The sequence below is a fragment of the Neisseria sp. genome (assembly GCF_030530745.1).
Classification (GTDB): Bacteria; Pseudomonadota; Gammaproteobacteria; order Burkholderiales; family Neisseriaceae; genus Neisseria.
The window spans coordinates 17,975-43,806 of sequence record NZ_JAUMUI010000015.1; the positions used below are offsets into that span (position 1 = coordinate 17,975).

General features: G+C 52.9%; 13 protein-coding genes. All 13 read right to left on the reverse strand.

Annotated features, from left to right (window positions below; translation table 11 throughout):
• Positions 1 to 5 precede the first annotated feature (5 nt).
• Positions 6 to 713, reverse strand: a complete 708-nt coding sequence (locus Q3970_RS07005; protein ID WP_303099869.1) for a hypothetical protein — start codon at positions 711 to 713, stop codon at positions 6 to 8.
• A gap of 12 nt (positions 714 to 725) precedes the next feature.
• Entirely contained in the window at positions 726 to 1,160 is a 435-nt protein-coding gene (locus tag Q3970_RS07010; RefSeq protein WP_303099870.1) for a hypothetical protein, read from the reverse strand.
• Positions 1,161 to 1,204: 44 nt separating this feature from the next.
• Complete coding sequence (locus Q3970_RS07015) at positions 1,205 to 2,833, reverse strand: VENN motif pre-toxin domain-containing protein (protein WP_303099871.1); 1,629 nt, start codon at positions 2,831 to 2,833, stop codon at positions 1,205 to 1,207.
• Between the two features lie 338 nt (positions 2,834 to 3,171).
• A complete protein-coding gene (locus tag Q3970_RS07020; protein ID WP_303099894.1) occupies positions 3,172 to 5,121 on the reverse strand; it encodes a hemagglutinin repeat-containing protein in 1,950 nt (649 codons plus the stop codon).
• Positions 5,122 to 5,451: 330 nt separating this feature from the next.
• Positions 5,452 to 5,892: a hypothetical protein gene (locus Q3970_RS07025; RefSeq protein WP_303099872.1), complete on the reverse strand. Its 441-nt coding sequence runs from the start codon at positions 5,890 to 5,892 to the stop codon at positions 5,452 to 5,454.
• On the reverse strand, positions 5,873 to 7,411 hold the full coding sequence (locus Q3970_RS07030; RefSeq protein WP_303099873.1) for a VENN motif pre-toxin domain-containing protein: 1,539 nt from the start codon (positions 7,409 to 7,411) through the stop codon (positions 5,873 to 5,875). Before Q3970_RS07030 ends, Q3970_RS07025 begins: the two co-directional genes overlap by 20 nt.
• Positions 7,412 to 7,558: 147 nt before the next feature.
• Positions 7,559 to 7,963 carry a DUF4279 domain-containing protein gene (locus tag Q3970_RS07035; RefSeq protein ID WP_303099874.1) on the reverse strand — a complete coding sequence of 135 codons (405 nt, stop codon included), beginning with the start codon at positions 7,961 to 7,963 and terminating at the stop codon, positions 7,559 to 7,561.
• Between the two features lie 305 nt (positions 7,964 to 8,268).
• Entirely contained in the window at positions 8,269 to 12,957 is a 4,689-nt protein-coding gene (locus Q3970_RS07040) for a hemagglutinin repeat-containing protein (RefSeq protein WP_303099875.1), read from the reverse strand.
• Positions 12,958 to 13,097: 140 nt separating this feature from the next.
• On the reverse strand, positions 13,098 to 13,580 hold the full coding sequence (locus tag Q3970_RS07045) for a hypothetical protein (protein WP_303099876.1): 483 nt from the start codon (positions 13,578 to 13,580) through the stop codon (positions 13,098 to 13,100).
• A 10-nt stretch (positions 13,581 to 13,590) separates the two neighbouring features.
• On the reverse strand, positions 13,591 to 14,979 hold the full coding sequence (locus Q3970_RS07050) for a hypothetical protein (protein ID WP_303099877.1): 1,389 nt from the start codon (positions 14,977 to 14,979) through the stop codon (positions 13,591 to 13,593).
• A 138-nt stretch (positions 14,980 to 15,117) separates the two neighbouring features.
• A complete protein-coding gene (locus Q3970_RS07055; RefSeq protein ID WP_303099878.1) occupies positions 15,118 to 15,423 on the reverse strand; it encodes a hypothetical protein in 306 nt (101 codons plus the stop codon).
• 8 nt (positions 15,424 to 15,431) lie between these two features.
• Positions 15,432 to 23,855: a hemagglutinin repeat-containing protein gene (locus tag Q3970_RS07060; protein WP_303099879.1), complete on the reverse strand. Its 8,424-nt coding sequence runs from the start codon at positions 23,853 to 23,855 to the stop codon at positions 15,432 to 15,434.
• A gap of 66 nt (positions 23,856 to 23,921) precedes the next feature.
• Positions 23,922 to 25,673: a ShlB/FhaC/HecB family hemolysin secretion/activation protein gene (locus Q3970_RS07065; protein WP_303099880.1), complete on the reverse strand. Its 1,752-nt coding sequence runs from the start codon at positions 25,671 to 25,673 to the stop codon at positions 23,922 to 23,924.
• Positions 25,674 to 25,832 lie beyond the last annotated feature (159 nt).

Below are 25,832 nucleotides of genomic sequence, written 5' to 3' on the forward strand. Positions count from 1 at the left end.
TTTGATTATATGCCGGTAACCAGTGCGGTGCCGGCGTTTAAGGCGCGGGTTCTGCCGCCGCCTATGCCCCAGTTTCGGGCTTCGGTGTCGGCATTGCGGTAGGTTTCGGATTCGCTGATTAATACGCTTTGGCGTCCGCTGCCGCTCAGTTTGGCATAGGCTTCGTAGCTGCCGTCGTTTCTTGCTTTCAGACGGCCTTCAAACTCCGCTTCGGCATGGGCCCTGGCTGCGGCGGCGGCTTTTTGGCGCCCCTGTGCATAGGTTTTGGCGGCGGCGCCGCCGGAACCGGGAACGCGCACGTCTGCGCCTTCAACCTGTGCCCGGGCGGCGGCGGCCACCGAGGTGTCCCCGCGGTAGCCGCCTTCGGTTCTGACCACGTTGAGGCGGAAATCCGGATCTTTAACCAGCTCGGCATCGGCCGGCGCCGGGCGTCTGTCGTAACGGCTGCGCTTTTTGCCGTCGCTGTAATGGACGATGTGCCACCTCCTGTCGGCGCCGGTTTTGACGGTAACCGATTTGGCCGTGTCGTCGCCGAGGTTCCGTATTCCGCTGACGGGGGTGTAAAGCGTGCCCGCCGCCAGAATGTGGCCCTTGTCGTTGACAGCGTCTGCGGCGGCAACGGTCAGGTTTGCGCCCGATACGATGCGGTCAAAGCCTATATTGCAGTTTTCGCCCTGATAACGACCGTGGTTATGTGTAACAATAACAGGCATTTGGGATATAAGCTACGACTTATTCTTACTACAAGATTTCTCAGGATATTTCCACTGGATAGTTATGCGGTTACGGTTTGATAATTCATCAAAACTAATCAATATAACTTCTCCATCTCTACATATTCCATTAAATCCAATAGAAATACTCTCTTTTTCTAAAATTTTATTTATTTTATTATAATCCTCTCTCGTTCCTTCAATATAAAAGTTACGAATACTTAGAGGGCCTTGTTGGGCAGAACTAACTTTAGAAATCTGATAAGGCCTAATAATAATAGGAATTTCCTCCATAATTCTACTGTTTCTTTCTGAATAATCTTTTTTGTATCCAAATTTTTCTTTTTTTGCTTCAAACATATTTACCAAAAAAATCATTAAAGAAACTAAAATTGAAAAAATTAAAAACTGATGTTTTAAGCTTAAACAAATGTTAGAAAATTTCATTAAAAACTCCAATTGAATATTTTTAAAAACTATTCTTGGATTTTTTATTCCCTAACAATTCTACCTACCCTTATCATATTTTCTTTACCAACAGTAACAGAGTATGGCTTAGCAGTTGTAACACCAAGTTCAAAAGAAACTTTTCCACTAGATGTTTTATTCGCGCCAAAACAAGTGAAGTAACCACAACCTGATGCTGTTGTAGATTGCCCTTGAATAGTATCCGAAATTGTTTTCCATAACTGGGCTTTTTCAATAGATGATAAGTTATTAATATGGCCTATTGTTGCTGAGATACTTGGCACTCCTAAGAGTTTAGTATTTCCGTTACTTTTATTAATATTAGGTGAACTTGTTACTCCAATAAATATTTCCCCAGTAAGTCTATTCACAGCTAAATTAAATCCATAATTTAACTTGTTAGCAATAGGTAGATTAATACTTGTTGCCCAGTAATGAATAGTGGGATTGTCAGACCATGGAATATCATAATAATTGATGAAGGCAGGTAAAGGCTTAGCTGGATTATTAGTTCCATAAGAACCCAACTCTTTTTTTGTTACTTCTCGACTTAAATCTGCCTCCATAACATATTTACTACATAAGGTAATATCACCATTTTCCGCACATGCGGCCTTCAGTTTCTCATTTCTATATTTACTTGTTTCATATAGATATTTTTGCGCATTACGATAACATGCAGTTACATTCCCGCTTTGAGAACAAGATTTGATGGTATTTCGATATTTATCCCAATCTTGTTTAAGCAAATAATTATTCTCTACCGCATTCTGCGCTGCCCGACTGCCCTCAACCGCATCCGTTCCGTTACCCGATGCCGCACCAACCGCCGCACCACCCAGGCTGAGGACGGCGGAAACGGTTTCTTTCTGCCCGGCCGTCAGCTTACTGCCGTCTTTCTCTCCATACAGCCATTGCGACACATACGGCGCCGCCGCTTCCGCCCCGCCCGCGCTTATCGCGGCGCTCAGGGCGTTGCTGCCGCCCGCCGCTGCTGTGGCGGCGGCGATTACGCCGTGGGCTACCGCGCGGGCGGTTTCTTGGGCGGCGGTTAATTCGGCGGTTTCGGTTTTGCCGCCGAGCAGGTTTTCTTGTGCCAAACCTTTGAAATACTGCCCTATGGCATAGGCACCGGCGGGATTGAGTGCGGCGGCGGCAATGCCCGAACCGCTGTCGGCCGGGGCGGCCAGACCCGAAGCCAGGGCCGACAGGGCCACCCCGCCTTTCTGCCATTGGCCGGCTTTCCGGCGGTTTTCGTCCGCACTCCCAACCGCGCGGCGCCAGCCAGCCGTATCGCCGTTTTGCAGGCGGGCCGCGGCTTCCTCTTCCGCAATTTTGGCAAGTTTGCGGTAGCCTTCGGCTTTGCGGTTTATCTCCGTCCTAACCTGCTGCACGCTGCCGCCGAACTGCTGCGTTACCTCGCGCTGCCTATCCAGCTCTTTCCGAACCCTGTCTTTGTCAAACATGTTGTTCAGACGGCCTGTGTTGGCTTCGGCGGTTTCGGTGCGGGTGTCGGTGTAGGCGGCTTTGGCCTGTGTGCCGTCGGGGTCGTTGCCGATGGTGATGTTTCTTGTGCCGATGCCGCTTCGGGTGGTGCTGCTGCGGCTGCCGCCGTTGGCGGTACCGGCGCTGTAGAGGTTGACGCCGCCCATGCCTTGGCTTTTAATTGCTCTAGTGTAAATTGAGAACTACTTAAAGTTACATTCTACTCATCTTCCCAGTACGGCAAATAATCCAATCCGAAAAAAATAACAATACTGTTCCTCCAAAGAACCACAAAAGCTGATTCCAATTAAATGGCCAATCCAATCTTCCAAGGATTAACATAAAAAAAATAATTTCAAAATTAAACATTATGAAAACAAGAATATTAACCAATAATAGTTTATATTTATTTTCAATTTTAAATATTTTCATTAAGATGAATAAATTAAATTCAATAAAAATAGAAACAATACCAGCTAGCCCATATAAAGTACTTTGCTTTTTCTTATATTTTATCATTTTTATTCTTACCTTTAGATTTTAAAGCCTCTGGAATCTCAATAAGAATAATATCATTATCTTTCAAATATTTTGATATACTTCCAGAGCCAGCTTTTCCAACACTATATTGGATAAATCTAGACTTAACATCAAGGCTTCTTTTTAAAAATTTATTATTTTCTCCTGACCATTTCAACATGTTTCCAGAAGCTTTATCTAAAGCTTTACCGAAAAATACGCCTAAAGTTGTATCATAAACTAAATCAGATACTTTATATGGAGTCCCTTCAAGCACTATTGTTGTTGCTACACCTTGTGCAACAGATGAAGTGGCTGCAACAATATAAGCCTTGCCCCCAATCATCACCACCGGGGCAGCCATTGAACCATATACTAATGTTTCCGCTCCCGTATGCTGTTGCAAACCATAACCCTTCAAATAAGATTCAACCGCTTTTCGGGCTTCTTCTTGTGTTTTGCCACTCTTCATTTGAGCTTCATAAAGAGAAGTTGCTCCTGCCATTGAAGCCATTCCTTTAGCTTCTCCTGCCAATGCTTCCAGACCTCTGAATGCATTATTCTCTACTGCCGTCTGCGCTGCCCGGCTGCCCGCAACCGCATCCGTTCCGTTACCCGATGCCGCACCAACCGCCGCACCGCCCAGGCTGAGGACGGCGGAAACGGTTTCTTTCTGCCCGGCCGTCAGCTTACTGCCGTCTTTCTCTCCATACAGCCATTGCGACACATACGGCGCCGCCGCTTCCGCCCCGCCCGCGCTTATCGCGGCGCTCAGGGCGTTGCTGCCGCCCGCCGCTGCTGTGGCGGCGGCGATTACGCCGTGGGCTACCGCGCGGGCGGTTTCTTGGGCGGCGGTTAATTCGGCGGTTTCGGTTTTGCCGCCGAGCAGGTTTTCTTGTGCCAAACCTTTGAAATACTGCCCTATGGCATAGGCACCGGCGGGATTGAGTGCGGCGGCGGCAATGCCCGAACCGCTGTCGGCCGGGGCGGCCAGACCCGAAGCCAGGGCCGACAGGGCCACCCCGCCTTTCTGCCATTGGCCGGCTTTCCGGCGGTTTTCGTCCGCACTCCCAACCGCGCGGCGCCAGCCAGCCGTATCGCCGTTTTGCAGGCGGGCCGCGGCTTCCTCTTCCGCAATTTTGGCAAGTTTGCGGTAGCCTTCGGCTTTGCGGTTTATCTCCGTCCTAACCTGCTGCACGCTGCCGCCGAACTGCTGCGTTACCTCGCGCTGCCTATCCAGCTCTTTCCGAACCCTGTCTTTGTCAAACATGTTGTTCAGACGGCCTGTGTTGGCTTCGGCGGTTTCGGTGCGGGTGTCGGTGTAGGCGGCTTTGGCCTGTGTGCCGTCGGGGTCGTTGCCGATGGTGATGTTTCTTGTGCCGATGCCGCTTCGGGTGGTGCTGTTGCGGCTGCCGCCGTCGCGCCCGAAGCCGATGCCTTTGTTCAGACCGTCCTGCTGTCTGCCGTCCCGGCCGCCGTCTGCATTGCCGCTCATGCCGATGCCGAAGCTTCCGCCTTGGTAGCGGCTGTGGTTTTCGATATCGGAACGGCTGAGGGTGGCCGTCTGAAAGCGGTTTCTGCCGTTTTGTTCGGCCGCTTCCGTGGCGGTGATGATACCGCCTTTTAGATCGGTATGTCCTTTAATGTTGACTTGGAAGCCGCCGTCGCCGGCGTAAATGCCCGATTGTTCGCTGATGCTGCGGTGGTCGGCATTGGTTTTGCTTTGGCTGTAACCGGCGCTGCCGCTGAAGCCGTAGCCGACGGTAATCTGGGCGCTTCCTTGGAATCGGCGGTCGTTGTAGGCGGCGCTGTCTTGGACGCTTTCGATGTTGAGGTTTTCGGCGGAAAGGGCAACGCCGCGGCCTTTCACCTGCGCGCCTTTGAGGGTGGTGTCGCCGCCGCTTTGGATCACGGTTCGGCTGTTGGCATCGCCGATGCGGGTGGTGCGGTAGGTTTGTTCGTCGCCGTTGCCGTAGCCTTTGCCGTAGCAAGCGTAGGGTGTGTGCCCTTGGCACGCACGCGTTTAGACAGTATACAGGGAATCTGAATATTTACTTTTATAACAAATGCCGTCTGAAAAAATCTTATCAATTTCCAGACGGCATTAAGTTCAAATCCATAGAACGCGTGCGTGCTAGTGCATACACCCTACCAGTGAATTCTAGGTTTCATGCAGGCTACGGCTTGCTGCCGTCTTTTTCTCCATTAAAGTTTACGGCATGCGTACGGTTACGCCGCTTGGGGCAGCTAACCTTATCTACGCTTGTTATGACTCATCTTTTGCCATCTTTTTATAGACCTCATTTACTGCTTTTTCAGATAATGGAGCACCACATCGCGTGCAATATTTTATAAAAGGTGAAACGCCTTTTGTATAAGAAATTGAAGTACTATCCACACCAACCGCCTTACCATTTAGCTTTTGAAATCTTTGGCAATACGGACATATTCCCAGTATTAATGTGGAAATAATGCTATATAAAACTGCCACCCAAAATATTCCTATCAACCACATTAATTGAGCATCACTAAACTTTATATTAAATCCATAAATTTTGTCTAATAAAAAATAGAAAGCAATAAATGGTATAAAGTAATAAATTAATTTTGATGAAAATAGCTTTTTTTGAAACTTCTTTGCTATTTTTAATTCATTTTCTTTATTAACTGGCTCAAATGATGGAATTCTATCGTAATATTTTTTCATGTTTACTCGTCCTATAATTTAAAAAATCCCATTTAGCAGTTCCACCAATACCAAGCTGTGTTTTAAAAGCTGCATTATTAGACCAATTTCTATAAATCGATGAAGTTCCATCTTCTTTATATTCTTTTCCACCTACTATTTCAGTATTCAAATTAACAACTCCTACATTTAGCTCAGCAGAAGCTTTAGTCGACAAAGTAGCAGAACTCGGATTGGGCTTGGAGCCAAATGTTTTTTCCCTTAAAATCGTTCCAGAAGAAACACTTACACCTCTGTCTTCCCTCTCCCATTTCCCCGCTTTAGCTTTTGCACCAATACCGATACCAATACCGCCTTCAAATTGTGCCGCTGCACCTCGATTACCGATAGCAACATCAGCTTTGATGCTACCGCCAAATATGGCGTAAAGCGCAGCATCCGTAGAAACAGAAAGCTCCATTCCTGTGGGATACCAATAATCTTTCCAACCATTGTATGTGCTTCTATCTATTTTGTTTCTCAAAGCATTGCATTCCGCGGTTGCCACACCTTTATCACAGGCTGCATAAAGCTCTTTTTGATTATTAATGGCTTTTTGTTCCCATCTCTGCTCTATTTTTGCAATATCGCAACCTTTTTGCTTTTTGCAAACATTCAACTCTTGACGCAATCGTGCCCGCTCGCCTTTTCTGAGATGTAAATTGTTTTCTATGGCATTGCGGGCTGACTGATAGCTTGTTATAGAACTACTGCCACTACCACCCACATATCCACCAACAACTAATCCACCCAAACTCGCAATAGACGAAACTGTATTTTTTTGTTCCGATGTTAGTTTATCGGGGTCATCTGTACCATAAAGCCAATTTGAAACTATCGGCGCAACTGCTTCCGCACCGGCTGCTGATAGCGCGGCCGCGGAGGTATCATTACCACCTAACGCCGCCACTGATGCAGACAATATGCCGTGAGCCAACACGCGGGCTATTTCTTTGTCACTGCTTAATTGGCCGTTTTCGTCTTCAAAGCCTTTGAAGTATTGGCCGACGGCATAGGCAGCAGCAGGGCTGGCGGTGGCGGCGGTGATACCCAATGCGCTGTCGGTCGGTGCGCTCAATCCGGTAGACAGCATATTCAGCGCGACTTTGCCGTATTGCCAGTTTTCTGTTTGGCGGTCGTACTCGCTTTGGCTGATTTTACCTTTTTCCAGCTTGTCTTTCAGGCTGTCCAAATGTCGGTTGATTTCGGCATTGGCTTCCTGCACGTTGCGGCCAAACTCCTGACTCACATTCCTTTGCAAATCAATTTCGCGCTGTACCCTGTCTTTGTCAAACGCATTGTTCAGACGGCCTGAGTCTGCTTCGGCGGTTTCGGTGCGGGTGGCGGTGTATACCGCTGCTGCCTGTGTGCCCGTGGTACAGATGAAACAAGGTAGTGGGCAGCAAGTGCCCACCCTACGCTTGCTGGTCTGATTGCCAATAGCCGCTTCCACTTCATTATTATAATCGTAGGCATAAGGCACATTCGGTATTCTGCCCATACGGCCGTGCGTAAACTCATTCACCCAGTCAATCGGTGCATTCAGCGCAACGCTTGGCGTATTGGCAAAACCTTTGGCAGTACCTTTACCGATGGTTTTCAGGGCTTTATCGGTTAAATCAGAAGGCTTTATGTAGGCTACGGCGTGCTAAATACTTATATCAATATCTATATCTGCTCCAATTTCAGAAATAAAGTTCAGAGATCTATTATCTAAATGGATAATAGGTGTTTCATCATTTAATATTGAAATATAACATTGCAAGTAAACTTTTAAATTATATTGTTTACATAAATCCTTAATAACATCTTTTTTACTTTCAAATAAATTGAAGATTATTGAAAATTGTTCTTCTAAATCAAAAGAATCTCTTATTCCTGTTTGATAACTCCATACAGTTTCTATATTAGGCAATCTTCTACTTTCTAGAAGCTCTCCTTTTTTTAAAATTTCAGTAGGAATTACTCCTAGTTTCTCAGTAATTAAATCAGTTTCGAAAAAATCTCCAACAATTGAGAAATCAATATTTATTTGTGTTTTATCAGAATACATATCAAATCCTTATTTTCTGCACTAGCTTACTTGCCAAAAAATATTCTTTATCAATAATAATAGAATTATTATGCCGAATATTAAATTAATCCTTAATAGTAATAAATGAAATTTATTTGATATTTTTTCTTTCCCTAAAATTATTTTAAAATATTTAAAATTTAAAGAACTGAGATTAACTAGGAAATCAAACAAACCAGAAACTTCCCCCTCTGATTTAAATATTTTGTACGAAATTACAAAATTTATTATTGCTATAATTATATAAGTCAGTACTAGTATTCCGAAAAAATAGGTTGATGACATCACTTTTTACTCCCTTGGGATTTAGGCGCGTTAATAGTCCATTGATAACCAATATTTGCATTTGCAATTGCCGATGCTCCTCCACCAACCTTTCCAGTCAACACTAATGGTTCATTCCTGGCAAGATGTGCTCCTGCACAACCACCTAAAACAATACCTCCGCCAATTGTGCTGCATACTTCAGCGAAAGCTCCGTCTTTTCTAGCTTCATTTGAAGCAGATAAGCCAGCAAAAGCTTCAAAACCAGCACCTGCTGTAAGAGCAGTTGTTATTACAATGCTTTTATCTTTGTTAATGGTAACACTTAAATTTGCACCTAATCCCAATGCAGCTGTTATTTCGGCAGTAATAGCAGCATTTGCATTGTATGCTTTTAATAGCTCAAATAATTTACTTTTATCAGTAGTGGAACTATTCGAATTTACAACAAATTGTTGAACTTGTTGGTGTGCAATTTGTTGAAGATTGTTCTGTGCAGTTTGGGAAATTCCCAAATCACTCAACGAGAAATTATTCTCCACTGCCGTCTGCGCAGCCTGCCCGCCGGCCACAGTATCTGCCGTTGAACCGCCGGTTACGCCAACCGCCGCACCGCCCAAGCTCAAGATGCTCGAAACCGTCTGCTTCTGCTCGGCCGTTAACTTGCTGCCGTCTTTCTCGCCATACAGCCATTGGCTTACATACGGCGCGGCAGCTTCTGCGCCTCCTGCGCTGATGGCGGCGGTCAGGGCGTTATTGTCGCCTGCCGCTGCGGCGGCCGCGGCGATGACGCCGTGGGCAACGGCGCGCGCGGTTTCTTGTGCGCCGGTTAACCGGCCGTCTGAATTTTGAGCGGCTACGCCTTTGAAGTATTGGCCGATTTGGTAGGCTGCGGCCGGGCCGGCAGTGGCGGCGGTGATACCCAATGCGCTGTCGGTCGGTGCACTCAAGCCCGTGGCAACGGCAGCCAAGGCTACGCCGCCTTTCTGCCAGTTGCCGGCTCTTCGGCGGTTTTCATCTGCGCTTTGCACCGCTTGGCGGTAGGCCGCCATATTGCCGTTCTGCCATGCCGTCACGGCTTCCGCTTCGGCGATTTTGGCACGTTTGAGGTAGCCTTCGGCTTTGCGGTTGATTTCGCCTTTTATTTGGCTGACATTCCTGCCGAAATCCTGACTCACACTCCGCTGCAAATCAAGTTCGCTTTGGACTTTCTCCCTGTCAAACGCATTGTTCAGACGGCCTGAGTTCTGCTCGGCGGTTTCGGTGCGGGTGGCGGTATATACCGATGCTGCCTGTGTGCCGTCGGTATCGTTGCCGATGACGATGTTGCGCGTGCCGATGCCGCTTCGGGTAACGCTGCTGCGGTTGTCGCCGTCGCGGCCGTAACCGGTAGCGCTGCCCATGCCGTCTTTATCGGCGGCGTTTTTCAGACGGCCGTTCTGCTCTTGCCCGAGGGCTTCTCCGCTCATGCCGCCGCTCACACCGAGGCCGAAGCTTTCGCCTTCAAAGCGGCTGTGGTTTTGAATGTCGCTTCGGCTCAATGTGGCCGTCTGAAAGCGGTTGCGGCCGTTTTGTTCGGCGGTTTCGGTGGAGGTGATGATACCGCCTTTCAGGTCGGTATGGTTTCTCACATCGACTTGGAAGCCGCCGTCTCCGGCAAAGATGCCGGATTGTTGGTTGACACTTCTGTGCCCGGCGTTGATTTTGCTTTGGCTGTAATCGGCGCTGCCGCTGAAACCGTAGCCCACGGTAATCTGGCCGCTGCCTTGGAATTGGCGGCTGTCGTAGGCGGCGCTGTCCTGCAGGCTTTCGATGCGGAGGTTTTCGGCGCTGAGGGCAACGCCGCGGCCTTTCACCTGCGCGCCTTTGAGGGTGGTGTCGCCGCCGCTTTGGATCACGGTTCGGCTGTTGGCATCGCCGATGCGGGTGGTGCGGTAGGTTTGTTCGTCGCCGTTGCCGTAGCCTTTGCCGTAGTTGCCGCCGCCGGTAAAGCCGACGCTGACGCCGTTGCTGAAGTCGAGGGCGACGCCGGCGTTCCAGCCGCGTTGGCTGTTGCTGCTGCGTTCGCTGTGGGTTTGTTCGGCGGCAAGAAGGTTGACGTTGTTTTCGGCAAGCAGCACGGTGCCGCCTTTACCGGCCACGTCGGAGCCGATAACGGTGAGGTCGGAATCCTTGCCCGCTCCTGCGGCGTTCAAACGCACCACACCGCCGGCCGCCACGGTAGATGCGCCGGATTCGGTGCCGCGGATATGGCTTCCGCTTTCGTTACGTTGTTCGCCGTAGGTGATGTTGACATTGATGCCCGCGCCTTTGCCGTCGGCGGCTTTGCCGATGCTTTGCGCTGCCTGATAGGCCTGCCGGCCGGTGTTGGCGGCGGCCATGGCGTTGGTGCGGCCGTTACTGCTTTGGCCGACTTGGGCGCGGCTGTCGGCCAGTTTTTGCACGGAACCAACGGCATCGGTAACGGGCGAGCTGAAGCCGGCGGTGATGCCTTTTTGGGTTTGGCTGCTGTAGAAATCGGAATGATAAGGGCTTTGGGCGGCGCGGATGTCGATTTTTTGGGCATCGACGCTGATGTTGCCGTCGGCCAGCAGCTGGCTGCCGCTTTGGGTATAGGTTTTTCCGGCGCGGATAACGGTATCGCCGCTGCCGCTGCCCACCACGCTGCCTACGCTGCTGCTGCGGCCGGACTGCTCGCCGCTGCGTTCGGTTTTGTTGCCGGCAAAGAGGCTGAAGCTGCTGCCGCCGTTCATCAAACCGGAGGTTTTGCTGCTGCCCTGCGCGCTGCGCCCGATGTTGCCGGTCGCTTCGGTGATGCCGACATCGCCGAAAGCGTCAATCCGGGTGTTTTGCGCACCGTAAACCTGCGAACCGATAATGTTCACATCGCCTTCGGTGGCCTTAATCACCACATTGCCGCCCGCATTGACGCGGCTGCCCACGGGGGTGAGGGTGTGCAGCTTGTCTTGGCTTTGACTGCGGCTTCTGCCTGCGCTGAAGTTGACGGCAGGCATAAAAGGCTCCGCTGCAGACGAAAGCTGCCCCTGATCCCAGGCACGCAAACGGTTTTGTGCACCGCTTTCCGAAGCGGCATTCTTGGCGCCTTCGGCCAATTTCTGCAACTGGCGCACTTCGGCTGCTTTCAGGTTGATGCCGGCACGCACTCCGCTTTCTTTGCTTTGCGTGTGAACGGTTTCCGATTCGGCGTTGTAGGCGGCATCCAACACCACCTGTTTGCCTTGCAGCAAGATATCCCGGGCAGCCGAAACCGATGCGCCTTCGCTGCGCAAACGGTTGCCTGCCGAAATCACCGTATCGCCGGAAAGGGCGGTGATGCCGGTAAGGGCGGCCGTGGTCTTGCGGACATCGGCATCGATGCTGCGCTGTTGTTTACCCGCGCCGACGCTGAGCACACCGTCTTTAAAGCCGCCGCTCAAACCCAAGCGTTTGCGCTCGTGGAACTCATGGTCGGCATAAGTGTTTTCAGCAGCGGTGATGTTCACATCATTGCCCGCTTTCAACACGGTGCGGCCGTCTGAAACCACATGGCTGCCGCGCACGTTCACATCCTGCCCGGCACGAATGACGACTTCCCTGCCTTCAATGCTGCTGCCGACCGCTTCGTCATGCCGGCTGCGGTATCGGTCGAGCGAGGTCTTTTTAGACGCAAAGCCGCGCGATTTGCTGTATACCGATTCGCTCAAATCCAGCGTTTGCCGCCCTTCGCCGATGTCGACGTTGCGGCCGGAAAGGGTAACCCGGCCTTCATCGCTGCCAATGCTGCTTTGGCGGACGGTTAAATCGTCTTTGGCCGAAATCAGGATACCGCCCTTCGCACCGATGATGCTGCCGGCTTCCGAAGTCTGGCTAACGTGGCGGTGGTTTTTACCGCCCAATTCCCCCTGTTTGCCGTGGGAAGAGAGCTTGGCGGTGCCGATATTGATGCGGCCGTCCGAAATAATCTGCGTCTGCCCCCCGGCCGCTTCGTTGCGCAGGTCGGCGGCCGCAAAGTCGATGCTTTCGCTGGCTTTGAGGCTTAAGAGGCCGTCTGAAGTGTTATTTACGTACAGACCGGCCACACGGTCTATTTGGGTTTGGCCGTTGCGCTCGTCGCCACCGGTGGCGGTGGTGGAGGCAACGCGGATGCGGTCGGCTTCAACGGCGAGGAGCGTGTCGGCGGAAACGGTGCCGCCTTCGATGTTCACATCTTGGCCGCGTAAGCGTACTTTACCGCCTTGAACCACACCGCTGTTTGTGATGTCGGTGGCGGCCAAATCAACGATTTTGCGTCCGGCCAGTGTGCCGCTGTTGACAATGCTGCCTGCACCGTCCATTGCCAGTTTGCCGGCACTGATTAAGCCGCCGTGGGCGTTGATGTCGCCGGGTTTGACGGTGAGGTAGACTTTGGGCGCCAACACATCAACCGTGCTGCCGTCGATTAAGGTGAGGGTTTGGGTTTCCAGCCAGACGATGTCGGCAGTGAGCCGCGCCACCTGTTCGGGCGAAAGGGCGATGCCCGGCGTGAGCTGCTGCCCGCGGGCGAAGGTGATGCCGGCTTCCATCAGGGCTTTGAACTGCTCTTCGTCGCTGCCGTAACCGTCGAGGCGGCGGTAGCCGGTGAGGCGGGCGACTTGCTCGTTCACCAGTTTTTGCTCGTAATAGCCGTCGCCCAGCCGTTTGTGGGCGGCGGCGGGATTGAGGGCATCCATATCATGCATACAAGGTATCGGACATTTACTTTTATGAAAAGGCCGTCTGAAAAATTTCATAATTTTTCAGACGGCATTGAACCGTAAGCCATAGAACGCGTGCGTGCCGGGGCACACACCCTAGCTGTGAATTTTAGAGGTCATAAAGGTACGGCTGGCTTGTTATTAATAGGAAATTTAATAGATTGTTCATCCCAACACACTCCATAATCATCAAATATCTTCTCTAATTCTTCAATAAAATTACAGTTAACATCAAATTTATTACTATATTCTCCATCAAATATAAGATATTTATTCACTAATTCTTGCCCCTTTTCTGTTAATGTAATATCAGGGCTGGTCCATACTAAAGGTGTATCATTGATTGGATTGTGATTTGCTAACTCTTTGCAATATCCTTCAATCCCATCATATGAATATTCATTCCCTTTAATTAAAATATCATGAGGCCACACATCTACTAATTCACACTTCAAGATTCGATATATAAATTCAACAGCACATTGCCAGTCCTCTTCCAAAATCTTCATATATCCTCCTAAAATATAAATCGCAGACATATCATCTAATGATAAAACTTCAAAATACCATTGTGCCATTTTGGCAAATCTTAAATTCATTCTCATACCTTTATTTAATTGGGAATTTTAATTTTAAATCCCTACCATTATTCAAATTTTTCAGGGTTTCTGAATGGTGAATTTCTGCCGTTGCAGTTGTTGGCAAAGTACCTTTTCCTGCATAGCCAGCAGGCCTGTAGACAACCATTGTTCCATCTGCTGCTTGAGCACGCCAACAACCAATACAATTATTGTTGTTCATTTTTGCACCCTCCATACGTTCTGCTTGTGTTGGCTTTCTGCCTAAAAATGTCTCAGCAAATCTTTCGGCTGTAGCATTAGGATTGATTGAAGCAGGCATGGTACGGGGTGTACCTAATTGACCTATCGGGGTACCTGGTAACTTCCCTTTCTTCAATTCGTTTGCCAACTGCCCAGCCCTTGCCAGCTCAGTTTGGCTGCGATGAGTTCTTGTTTCCCGAACATTCCCATCTACCCGCTCACGGGTTTCCAGCCTGTTCCCACCGCCACTTTGAACATTTCCCGAACCGTATTGCTGTTTGAAATAAGCTTCATCCAATTTTTGGTTGCTGTTTTCAGTTTGTCGGGGCTTATCTGCTGTTCTCAGACGCTCGGCTGCATGAGGTTTTGCCACGGGTCTTTTGGCAATATTTCCGCCTCTGCCGCCTGCCGTCATTTCCGTTTGGAAGCGGGCTTCCTCAGGTGTTTTTCCGTCATTAACCGCCCACTGCCGCTGAACAGCAACAAAGCCACTTTCTCCGCTATGGATAATCGGGTTTGCCGTTGGCAGCCAGTCCCGTTGTTCCGCACGGACAAACTCGGATTTTTCATACGGCGGAAGGACGGATACGATGCCCTGCATTTTGCCTGCTGCCGTAAACAAAACCTCCCGCTCTTTGCTGCCTTTGGGCAGTTTCGCTGCTGCCGCTTCCATTTTGCGGCTGTCGGCTTCGTATTCGCGCTTCAGGTTGGCTAAGGCTTTTTCTTTATCGGCAGCATTCAGGCTGCTTTGACGGATTTTCTGCTCTTGTTGAATGAAATACTCAATACTCCGTGCACCTGACTGCTTGGCCAGTTTGTCCAACAGCTCAATTTCCGTTTTGGATAACCAGCCTCTCTGCTTGGCAGTTTGGGAATGCAGCCAGTTGTTCTCCGCCACATTCTGCCCGACCACCCCGCCGATCTGCGCATTCAGCGCCGCGCCGCCGTCGCCCGCCGCGCCGACGATGGACGCAATCACACCGGTGGTCGATTTGATTTCGTCTTTGATATGTTCAGGTAAAAGGTTGGGGTTGAACTCGCCCGTTTGCGGGTCGATGGCGGTTTGACCGTCATTGTACTGCTGCGACAGGTATTGTGCCGCTTTTTCAGCTGCAACCGCCGCGCTGCCGCCGCTCAACGGGTCGCCGCCGTTGATGTAGCTTAAGGTCGCGCCCAAGACGAAGTGGCCGACCAGTTGGGCGGTTTCGTTTTGGTTTTCTCCGTGGCCGAAGGTGTTGCCGATGGCGGCTGCGGCGTAGGGCGACAGGGTGTTGGCGGCGGCTTGCAGGTTGGTTTTTAACTTTAAAACAAAAACTTAAATACTTTCATCCTCACTCCAATACGGTAAATTATCCCATCCTAGCAAAAAAAATAATGATGAAGCTATAAAAATAATTCCTATCTGTTTAAAGCTAAATAAATCTATTTTTCCAATTAGAAAAATAATTAATAAAAACTCTAATTGAAACATTATAAATATTAATATATTTGCTAAAATTAATTGATTTTTACTTTGTATGTTTAAAAATATTTTGATTATGAATAAATTAAAATGCACTACAGCTGGAATTAAGAGAGAAGTACCATATAGGGTTCTCCTGTTTTCTTTAAATTTAATCATAAAAATACCTATCTTTTTTGTATGTTCTTTCTTATCCCTGGAACTTCTATAAGAATAATATCTCTTTTTCCTAGAATCTTTGATGCAGTCCCACTACCTGCTTTCCCTACACCATATTGAGTAGATAGGGATGGAATGATAAGGCTATTCCTCATGATTTGATTTGCTTTTAAATCATTACTTCTTACATTAGACCACTTGAACATACTTTCAGAAGCCTTACTCAAACCTTTACCAACTAAAATTCCCAAACTTGCATCATAAGATAAATCAGATACTTTATATGGTTTTCCTTCTATTATTACAGTAGTAATAGCACCTTGTCCGGCAGAAGATAAAGCAGCAATAGTATAAGTTTTTCCTCCAATCGCTATAATAGGAAGCGCTAAAGAACCGTATACTAGAACTTCAGCACCTGTATGTTGTGTCAAGCCATGTCCTTGTAGATATTTGTTAACTTCTTTATTAGCTTCCTCTATTGTTTTTCCATTTTCTAATTGTTGCTTATAAAGTGATACAGCCCCTTTTAATGATTCAACTCCAGCATTCCCTCCTATTAAATACTCGTATCCACCTAATTGGTTATTCTCCACCGCATTCTGCCCCGCCACAGCACCAATCTGCGCATTAACAGCCGAACCGCCGGCCAAACCGCCCGACACCATACCGAACGCCGCCGATAAGTCGCTGACCAGTGTCTTTTCCTGCTCGCCCAATACACTCGGATTGGCCGCTGCTTCTTCGCCGAACAGGGTTTGCGTGAGCACTTTGGCCGCCAGCTCGCTGCCTGCGCCGCTGACGGCACCGGCTTCAAAGCTGCCGCCGTTTACAGTGGCCAATACGCCGCTGTTAACGGCATGAGCGAGCAGTTGGAGCCCTTCATTCGGATGGCTGCCGTTTTGACCGAAGGTTTGGCCGATGATTGCCGCAGTGTAGGGGCTCGCGCTGTTCACCGCTGCCTGAACTTCGCTTTGTCCGCCCAATATGCCGGTAATCAGCGTCGTACCTGCGTTTAAGGCTCGGGTTTTGCTGCCTCCGGTTTCCCATGCTTTCACATTCTCCCGTGCTTCATTCAGACGGCCTTGGGCTGCCTCAATATCGCTTTGATTGCCGCTGAAGGTTGCACCCATCAACTCGGTTTCAGCATTACTGAGGGCTTCTTGGGCTTTGGCCAGTTGGTTTTGACGGTAAGTCGATACGGCTGAAGCCACATCTGCCGTAGCCTTCGCCACAATCTGCTGTTTCTCCGTAATCTTGGCTAAATCGGGCAGGGCGGCAACGGCGCGGTGTGCGCTTTCGCTGTCGCTGTTTATGCCCAGTTCCTGTACGGTGGTGTCTTTACCGGCTATGTTCAGACGGCCTTCGCTTAAGGTGGCGTAGGTGGTGCTGTTGTCGCCGCCTTTTTGGTATTGCGGCAGAGACGGGCTGAAGCTGGTGCCGTCGGTATAGCCCGGTTCCTTGTCGGGGTTTTCGCCGTAACCACCGCTTAAGCCGACATCGGACGCGCTGTAGCTGCTTCGGTTTTGGATGTTTTCAAAGGTAAAGCGGTTGGCGGTCAGCTCGTTTTGTTCCTTAGGCGCGGTGGAGGCGATGGCGCCGCCTTTGAGGCGGACGCTGTCGGCGTTGACGTGATAGCCGCCGTCGCCGGCGAAGAGGCCGGATTGGGTGGTGACGGTTTGGCTCTGTCCCGAGGCTTTGCTTTGGCTGAAGTTGCCCGAGGCTTCCCATGCGGTGCCGAAGGAAACCTGGACGCGTACGCCCGCGCCGGTCTGTTTGTTTTCCTGCTCGATATGGTCTTGAACGCTTTCGATGTTCAGACGGCCTTTGACATCGGCATCGATGCGGCGGGCGGTGGCAGTTGCGCCTTTGAGGGTGGTGTCGCCTTGGCTGGCCAATTGGATTCTATCCGCTTCGAGCGTGGTATGGTCGTGGGTTTGGGCGAGATAACGGTTTTTGCCTTTGCTGCCGCCCACTTCGCCATAGGCGTACACACCGGTTTGCGCGCCCACGGAAACGCCGACACCCACCGATGCGCCGAGGCTGCTGTTTTTGCCGTCGGCTGTTTGGGCGGATTGGCCGGATTCGAGGATTAAGTTATTGGCCGAATCTAAGCGCAGGGTGTCGGCGGCTGTGGCACGGGTGTGCTGCAGTCGGATGTCGCCCTCGGTGGAGCGGATATTGAGGTCGCCGCCGGCGTTCAACACATTGCCCTGGCTGAGGCTTTGGCTTTGGTCTTGGCTGCTGTTGGCGGTTTTGAAGCCGAAACCGACTTCGGCTTTGGCCAATGCGCCGCCGCCGGTGGCGGTATTGTAGGCGGAATAAGCCTGTGCGCCGGCCGCCAGCGTTTGCAGTGCTTGTGTGCGGTCGTCGGCTTTGCTCTTCACCGCGCCTTCGGCGGCATTCACCAAATCAATCAGCGGCGACGATATTTTGGCAAAGGTGCCGATTTTAACGTCGCGTTCGGCTTGGCTGCTGCTGCTGAGGTTGTGGTCGGCCAGCACGTCGACGCTTTTTGCGGTGATATTGAGGTCTTTGGCCGCCAATACATCGGCGACTTGCTGGGTGTAGCTGCCCTCGGCCTGAATATGGACATTTCCGCCCAAACTGCCGATTTGCGATTTGACCTGCTCGACTTGCTTGCTGTTGCTGTCTTGGCGGTTTTTCATCCAACCGGCGAAGTGTTCGGTATCGGAAATCACCGCCGTGCCGATGCCGCCGGTGGTTTGGCGTTCGGATCGGTTTTGGCTGTTTCGGGTGGAGCGGATGTTGATGTTGCGGCCGGCAATCAGGGTAACGTCGTCTTGGGCGGCAATGCTGCTGCCCAAGATGTCGATATCGGCTTTTTGCGCCTGCAAGAGGGCTGTGCCGCCGGCAGACAATTGTGTGCCGGTGGCTTTGTCGAGGCTGCCTTGCGCTTCGCTCTTGTCGTTGAAGGTGCCGATCGGAATGGCTTCGCGGTTGTCAATGCTGAAGCCGCTGCGTTTGCGCCCGCCGCTTTGCGCAACGGTATCTCGTGCGAACCCTAACTCAATGCCTTCGGCGGCTGAGAGCAGCGCATTGCCTTCGGCGGTAAGCTTCGCACCTTCACTGCGGATATTGCCTTCGGTGGCAATGATGTTCAAATCGCCTTGTGCGGATACCGAGGTCACGACTGCCTGAGTGCCTCCGCTGTGGCGGCTTTCGCCGGATTTTCGGCGGCCTGCGGTAACCACGCCGACCCTGGCGGCGGCATGAATGGCCTTACCGACGGCATCGTCACGCCGTATGGTTTTGCCGACAACGGAACCGCTGTAGCCGCCGCCCTGCATATTGCGGTCGTAGCCGGCTTTCGCGGCTTCAAACGGATTGACGGTGATGCCGACTGACGCGCCTGACTGTTTGGTTTCCGTACGGCTGTCGCTTTGCGATGCGGTGTATCCCGCATTGAGCGACACATTTCGGCCTTGCAGGGTCATATCGCCGCCGGTGGCCAAGACAGCAGCTTCGGTGGTCAGATTGTTGCCCGCGATAATGGCGGTGTCGCCCGTAATGCTGCCGACTTGGGAAACGGTGAGGCTGGTGGATGCATCATCTTGATTGAGTTTCTGCGATGATTTACCCGCGCCGACGCTGAGCACACCGTCTTTAAAGCCGCCGCTCAAACCCGAGCGTTTGCGTTCGTGGAACTCATGGTCGGCATAAGTGTTCCCGGCAGCGGTGATGTTCACATCATTGCCCGCTTTCAACACGGTGCGGCCGTCTGAAACCACATTGCTGCCGCGCACGTTGATGTCCTGCCCGGCAAAAACTGTTACCTCTTTACCCTTGATGCTGCTGCCCGCCGCTTCGTCGTGTTGGCGGCGGTATTGGTCGAGGCTGGTTTTTTTAGACGCAAAGCCGCGCGATTTGCTGTAAACCGATTCGTCCAAATTCAGCGTTTGGCGGCCTTCGGTGATGCTGACGTTGCGGCCGGAGAGGGCAACCGTGCCGCCGCTTTCAATGCTGCCTTGGCGGATGCTTAAATCGTCTTTGGCTGAAACCAGAATATCACCCGCCGCGCTGATGGCGGTGCCCGTTTCGGAAGTTTGGGTAATGTGGCGGTGGTTTTTATCGCTCAACTCGCCCCGTTTACCGCGGGCTTCGAGCTTGGCGGTGCCCAAACCGATGCGGCCGTCTGAAACGATTTGGGTTTTACCCTTGGCTGCTTCGTTGCGCAGGGTGGCGGCCACAAAGTCGATGCTTTGGTTGGCTTTGAGGCTTAAGAGGCCGTCTGAAGCGTTGTTGACGTACAAACCGGCCACCCGGTCGATTTGGGTTTGGCCGTTACGCTCGTTGCCACCGGTGGCGGTGGTGGAGGCAACGCGGATTCGGTCGGCTTCAACGGCGAGGAGCGTATCGGCTTCAACGGTGCCGCCTTCGATGTTCACATCTTGGCCGCGTAAGCGCACTTTACCGCCTTGAACCACACCGCTGTTTTGAATATCGGCGGCGGATAAGTCGACGATTTTGCGTCCGGCCAGTGTGCCGCTGTTGACGATGCTGCCCGCGCCGTCCAGCGCCAGTTTGCCGGCACTGATTAAGCCGCCGTGGGCGTTGATGTCGCCGGGTTTGACGGTGAGGTAGACTTTGGGCGCCAACACATCAACCGTGCTGCCGTCGATTAAGGTGAGGGTTTGGGTTTCCAGCCAGACGATGTCGGCAGTGAGCCGCGCCACCTGTTCGGGCGAAAGGGCGATGCCCGGCGTGAGCTGCTGCCCGCGGGCGAAGGTGATGCCGGCTTCCATCAGGGCTTTGAACTGCTCTTCGTCGCTTTGGTAACCGTCGAGGCGGCGGTAGCCGGTGAGGCGGGCGATCTGCTCGTTCACCAGCTTTTGTTCGTAGTAGCCGTCGCCCAGGCGTTTGTGGGCGGCGGCGGGATCGACGCCCAGTGCGTCGAGCATGTAGCCGCTTGACAGCCACTGCCTGTAGTCGGTAAAGGCCGGATCGGTTTCGACCAGATACGACGGGTTGGCCGGGTTGACGGCATAGTGGCCGGAGGCGGGCAGCTTGGTATCGGTGTTGAGGGTTTTAACGGGCGCAGGGGTGCTGCCGCCGTGGGTAACGGTGGTTGGGTTGGTTGCGGCGGCGGTTGCCGTATCCGTAACTTCCAGTGCGGAAGCGCGTTCTTGATAATGGATAAAGTCGTTTTCAAACGGCTTGGTTTCGATGGAGCGGACGGCATCTATCGAATAGCCGTTACGATCTTTACGCCCCCATTTGAAGCTTTTGGATTTTTTCGCGTAAGTCTGCTTGCCGTAGCCTTTTTCGGTAGTGACGAGTTCGCTTTGTGCGGCTGAATTTTTCAAAACTTTGGACTGATCCGCTCCCTGCCAAGTGCCGCCGATTAAAATTTGGCTGTCTTGGTTCAGAAATTCGTTGCCGTCCACGCGCAAATTGCCTCCGGCAATAATCTGTCCGGGTTCGGAATGCTTTAATTGGTCTTGATAAACATCGACATTGACCTGTTTTTCATTCCAAACATCGCTGATAACCGGTGCGCGGCCGTCTGTAAAGTCAAACTGTCCTTTGGCATGGTCGCCGGTTTGCCGGAAACGGCCGTCTTTACCGTTAACCCACCATTCGGGATTGCCCGGCGCGCTGACCGAGTGTTCGCTGCCGAGGCTTTGAATGCGGACTTTTTTGTCGATTTCCAAACGGCTGTTCAGGTTGTGTATCTGCCGCACATTCAAGGCCATATTGCCGCCGGATTCGATCCTCGCGCCTTTGTTGGCCAATGTTTCCGCGCTGCCCTCTGCGTCATAATCTCCGTTCAGACGGCTTCCGACAGAGAGCGTGCCCAGACTGGTAATCAGCGATGATGAGGTGCCGCTTTGCAGTTTGCCGCTTTCAATCTTATGGAAACCGCTGCCCTCATTCACAATCTCTTTCGCACCCACGGCCAAATGCTCGCGCGCGGCAATCACGGCTCCTTTGTCCTCCTCACGATTCACCAGCTTTTCCGCTTCAATACCGATCCGGTCGCCATACACGCGGCCGGTGCCGATGTTCAATACGGTGCCGCCCGCGTCCAAGAGGGTGAGGCCGTTGCTGTTGATTAAGCCGCGGTTGGTGAGGTTTTTTGCTTTGAGACGGGTGTCGCTGCCGGATTGGATGACGCCGTTGGCTGTGTTCTCGATGTTTTGGGCGTCAAGCAGCACAAAGCGGCCGCCCTCCAAGGTGCGGCTGTTGCGGATGCCGCCTTCGCTGCTGATGTGCAAACCTTGTCCGGCGCGGATGTTGCGTTCGGCGGTAAAGCTGTCTTTGAGCTTGAGCGACAGGTTTTGATTGGCCGCAAGCTCTCCTTGCTTGGCCAATGTTTCGGCTTGGATATCGAGGTTTTGTCCGGCCAGGATTTCGCCCGATGCGTTGTTCAGCGTTAAGGTTTGCTGATTGCCGTCGTGGATGCGGATGTTTTTGGCCGAACCGATCAGGCCGCTTGGGTTTTCGAGGCCGTCTGAAACTTTAAGCTCGGTCATTTCATCGCTGCGGATTTTGCCTGAGCGATTGTCCAGACGGGCGGCTTCGGCTTTCAGACGGCCTGTGTCGATTTGGCCGTTTGGATTGAGCAGAGAAGCGGCTTTGATATCGGCTTCTTGATTCACGGCCAGCTGGCCGTTGCCGTTGTCCAAGGTTTGGACGGCCGCAGCCAGGCTGCCGCCGGATTGCAGGCTGCCTTGGCGGTTGTCGGCGGTTTGGCTGTTGATGCGCAACGATTCGGTTGCGGTGAAGACGCCTTGGCGGTTATCCAGAGTTTGCGCGCCAATATCCGCTTGGCGGGTGATGATTTCGCCTTCGCGGTTGTCCAGCAGCGCACCTTGGGCATTCAGGCTGCCCAAATGCAGCTTGCCGCTGTTGGCCAAGCTGTTTTGCGTGTTTAATTCGATGCCGTCGTTGGCGGTGAGTGTGCCGCTGTTGTTCAGGCCGTCTGAAACCTTTAAACGGCCTTGGGCAAGATTGAGTGGCGCGGCTGCAGTTTGGCTTTGACTTTGGGTAGAACCCGCACCGGTCGCGGTGGACGGCGCAGCGGGCGCGGCAGGGGAAGCATTGCCGCCCTTGCCGGAAGCATGGTCTTGGTCGGCATAACCGATTAAACCGCTGTTGTTCAATTTGCCTGCTTCAATATTGAGGCTTTGCAGACCGGTTTGCGCCATATTGCCGCTGTTGTTCAGACGGCCTGTTTCGATGTCGAAACGGGCGGCCTGCATGCTTCGGCTGTTGCTCAGGTTTTGCGTGCGGATATTCAGTTCGTCGGATGAGGTGATCAGGCCGCTGTTGCTGACTTTCGGGCTTTGAATCGCGGTTTTGCCTTGGGATGACACGGTGCCGCTGTTGTCAAACGCCGTGGCTTGAACATTCACGCGCGCCGCTGCGCTCGAGCTTTGCGTATTGCCGGCGGCCACAATGCTGCCGCTGTTGCCGATTTTGCCGTCGGCACTCAGGGTCACGCCGCCGGCTGCGGCAAAGGCCTGACCGGCATGATGGATGGCCGGGCCTTTGTCGGTGGAAACCAGCGTAATCTTGTCGGCATACATGCCGCCCAGTTGCGCGGTGTCGATGGCCACGGCAGGAGCAGGGCGGCCGTCTGAAACTTGGGTGTGGCTGCCGTCGGTTGCCACATCGTTGCTGCCCGATACCACGCTTAAATCTTTTGCCCAAACGCCGGCATTGATTTGCGCGGCGCGGGCGAGAATGCGGGTGTAGTCGGCATCCGATGTGTCCAATCCGCCGCCGCCCACGGCAATATTGCCCTCACGCACCTGAAAGCCGGCAAGGCCGCCGTTATCGAACACCGGCCTGCCCGTGGTGAGCGTTACCCCCGCCGCATTGATAAAGCCCGCCCCGTTCACTTGGATGCCGGCCGGATTGGCCAATACCACATCGGCACGGCGCCCCGCCACTTCGACATAGCCGTTCAGCAGCGAGGGGTTGGCGCTGTTGGCCTGATTCACAATCACCCGCGCTTCGCCGCGCGCCAGCCACGGATTGCCCTGTATCCAACCGGCCTGCTGCGTCTGCACATTGCTGCGGCTGTTGTTCAATATGGCACCGCGTTTGTCGACATCGAATTGGCGGTATTGGTTGACCGACACGCCGCCTGCACTCGGGGTTTGGATATTGACCTGCGGCAAACCGTTGGCCGTCTGCAAAACGGTGGGCTGCTGGCTTAAAGGTGCGGATTTGTCCGCCTGAATACCGGCCGCCCACACGGGGGCAACGGCCGCCGAGCCCGCCGCCAACCACACCGAGAACGCCGCCGTCCGCATCTGAAATTTGCCCGCACCCTGCGAAAGGCCGTCTGAAACGCCTGCACGGCCGTCCCGCACGTTTTTGCCGCTGCGGACGGCGTGTTCGGCCACAGCCGTCATCATGCCGCGCTTTTTGTTGAAGATGACCTTGTAGCAGGTTTTGTTCATGGCAGGCTCCTGTGAAACAAAAGCGCCCCATGCCTTCGGTTTTCAGACGGCATGGGGAAGCAGGGATTAGAAACTGTAATTCAGGTTGAAGCCGAAGGAGGTTTCGGCCGTCTGAAAGCGCTCGGGCTTGTGCAGCGGTTTGGCCGCAAACAAATCGTAGGAAAGCACGCCGCCGGCTTTGGTTTGGCCGCGCACGCCCAATGCCGCGCCGCTCAGGCCCCGGCCCGGCAGGTATCCGGCGGAGGCGCCGGAAACGCGGCCGCCGTCCGCGCCTGCATAAAGCTGATGGTTCGGACGGTACTGCCAAGACAAATCGTTGCGCCAATACCAGCCGCGCTCGGCCGCCAACACCGTTTCGCCGTCGAAACCGCGCACGGTGTAGCGGTTGCCGATGGCGATTTTGTCTTGCGGCGTTAAAGGCGTCTTGTTCCGCTGCGCATGCAGGCGGCTGTCGAATGCGAAGCTTTGAGGGCCGATTTCGAACGGCACGTTCGCACCGGCATCGGCAGTGAGGATTTTTATGCGCGAGGTGCCTTCTCCAAACGCTTCTTCGGGTGCAGAGAGGCTGCGGTTGCGGCCGGTGCCCCGTTTGTAGCCCAAACCCAGGTCCAGCACGGTTCGGCCGAGGTATTCTTTATGCGTCGCGCCCACAGCCCAGCCCGCGGTGCGGCGGCGCTGCACTTCGATTTCGGCATCGTCGATGAAACTTTCCGATTCGCGCTGCCACAGTTTGGCCGTTATATGGGTTTTACGGCGCGCATCGCGGTAAAGCAGGCGGCCCAGCCCCGCTTCTCCGGTATGGCTTCTGCCGTTGTAGTCGTAATTCTGCGAGTCGCCCGCCACGGCCTGGTGATAGCGGTAATAACCGTGGTTCCAAAACACCTGCCAATAACCGAACGGAACCGAATAATGCAGGTTGTAGCCGTTGGTGCCGCTGCCGGTATGCCGCCCTTCGGCATCAGTATACGATGCCTTGTGCCCCAAATCGCGGTTGTATGACGCATAAAACAAATCGCTCAGCCCCAACGGGTTGTCGGCCGACAGCGTTATGCTGCCCTGATACCTGCCGGTGGCCCTGCTGCCGCCGTCGTCGGCGCCCGCACTCACCCGAAACGGCACTTCCCGCTGCCGCCACACCACCACCACGTCGCTTTCGGACGGCTTGTCCGCCGGAACGATGCGGATATCCGCCTCGGCCGTGGGGATGCGCTTGAGGTTTTCCAGCCCCTGCTCCAAAGCGCGGAGGTTGAGAACTTCTCCCGCCGAAACCGGAAATTCGTTTTGAAACGATACAATCCGGTCAGCATGAGTGGTCTGCGCATCCGACATGTCGACACGGATTTCACGGATGCGCCCCGGCATCACCGTCAGCACCAGCACGCCGCCGTTCAAATCCTGCGGCGCTGCCAGAATGCGCGTGGTGGTGTAGCCCCTGCCGATCAGGGCGTTTTGCGCCAGCGTCATGATGCGGTTGATGCCCTGCGCGCCCAAACACATGCCCGCTTCAAAGCCCGACTGCTTCAGTGCCCGCTCCAGCGCAAACCCGAAGCGGCCGGCTTCCTCACCCTCAAGGCTGATGCGGTTAACGGCAAAACACGGTGTTTCCCCCTGCGGCAGTGCCTGCACCGCCGGCACCGGCGGGGCATCCAAACGTACATCGGGCTGCGGTTGGTGCAGCAGCAGCTGCCGCTGCGCTTCCTGTACCGACTGCCGCTGCTCGATGTCGGCTGCCGGCAGGCTGCCGGCCGGCACCGGGGTAACGGCGGAAGCGATACAAAGGGCGGGGAAATACAGGCGGATGGCGGAACAAAGGTTCATGATAAAGTTATATGCGTGTGGTTAAATCGGATCAGTTTAACCACACGCATATAACAAATACATAATGAAATGACAAACGGAATTTAATTCAAACAGATGGCATAAAACGGCGCCGCGCCGGAAACCGCCGCCCGGCAGGAAAAACCCATACGGACAAAG

Excerpts from the sequence above, each read along its gene's own strand:
- Q3970_RS07005 (WP_303099869.1), bottom strand. The coding sequence starts at position 713 with ATGCCTGTTATTGTTACACATAACCACGGTCGTTATCAGGGCGAAAAC.
- Q3970_RS07010 (WP_303099870.1), bottom strand. The coding sequence starts at position 1,160 with ATGAAATTTTCTAACATTTGTTTAAGCTTAAAACATCAGTTTTTAATT.
- Q3970_RS07015 (WP_303099871.1), bottom strand. The coding sequence starts at position 2,833 with ATGGGCGGCGTCAACCTCTACAGCGCCGGTACCGCCAACGGCGGCAGC.
- Q3970_RS07025 (WP_303099872.1), bottom strand. The coding sequence starts at position 5,892 with ATGAAAAAATATTACGATAGAATTCCATCATTTGAGCCAGTTAATAAA.
- Q3970_RS07030 (WP_303099873.1), bottom strand. The coding sequence starts at position 7,411 with ATGGGCAGAATACCGAATGTGCCTTATGCCTACGATTATAATAATGAA.
- Q3970_RS07035 (WP_303099874.1), bottom strand. The coding sequence starts at position 7,963 with ATGTATTCTGATAAAACACAAATAAATATTGATTTCTCAATTGTTGGA.
- Q3970_RS07040 (WP_303099875.1), bottom strand. The coding sequence starts at position 12,957 with ATGGATGCCCTCAATCCCGCCGCCGCCCACAAACGGCTGGGCGACGGC.
- Q3970_RS07045 (WP_303099876.1), bottom strand. The coding sequence starts at position 13,580 with ATGAATTTAAGATTTGCCAAAATGGCACAATGGTATTTTGAAGTTTTA.
- Q3970_RS07055 (WP_303099878.1), bottom strand. The coding sequence starts at position 15,423 with ATGATTAAATTTAAAGAAAACAGGAGAACCCTATATGGTACTTCTCTC.
- Q3970_RS07060 (WP_303099879.1), bottom strand. The coding sequence starts at position 23,855 with ATGAACAAAACCTGCTACAAGGTCATCTTCAACAAAAAGCGCGGCATG.
- Q3970_RS07065 (WP_303099880.1), bottom strand. The coding sequence starts at position 25,673 with ATGAACCTTTGTTCCGCCATCCGCCTGTATTTCCCCGCCCTTTGTATC.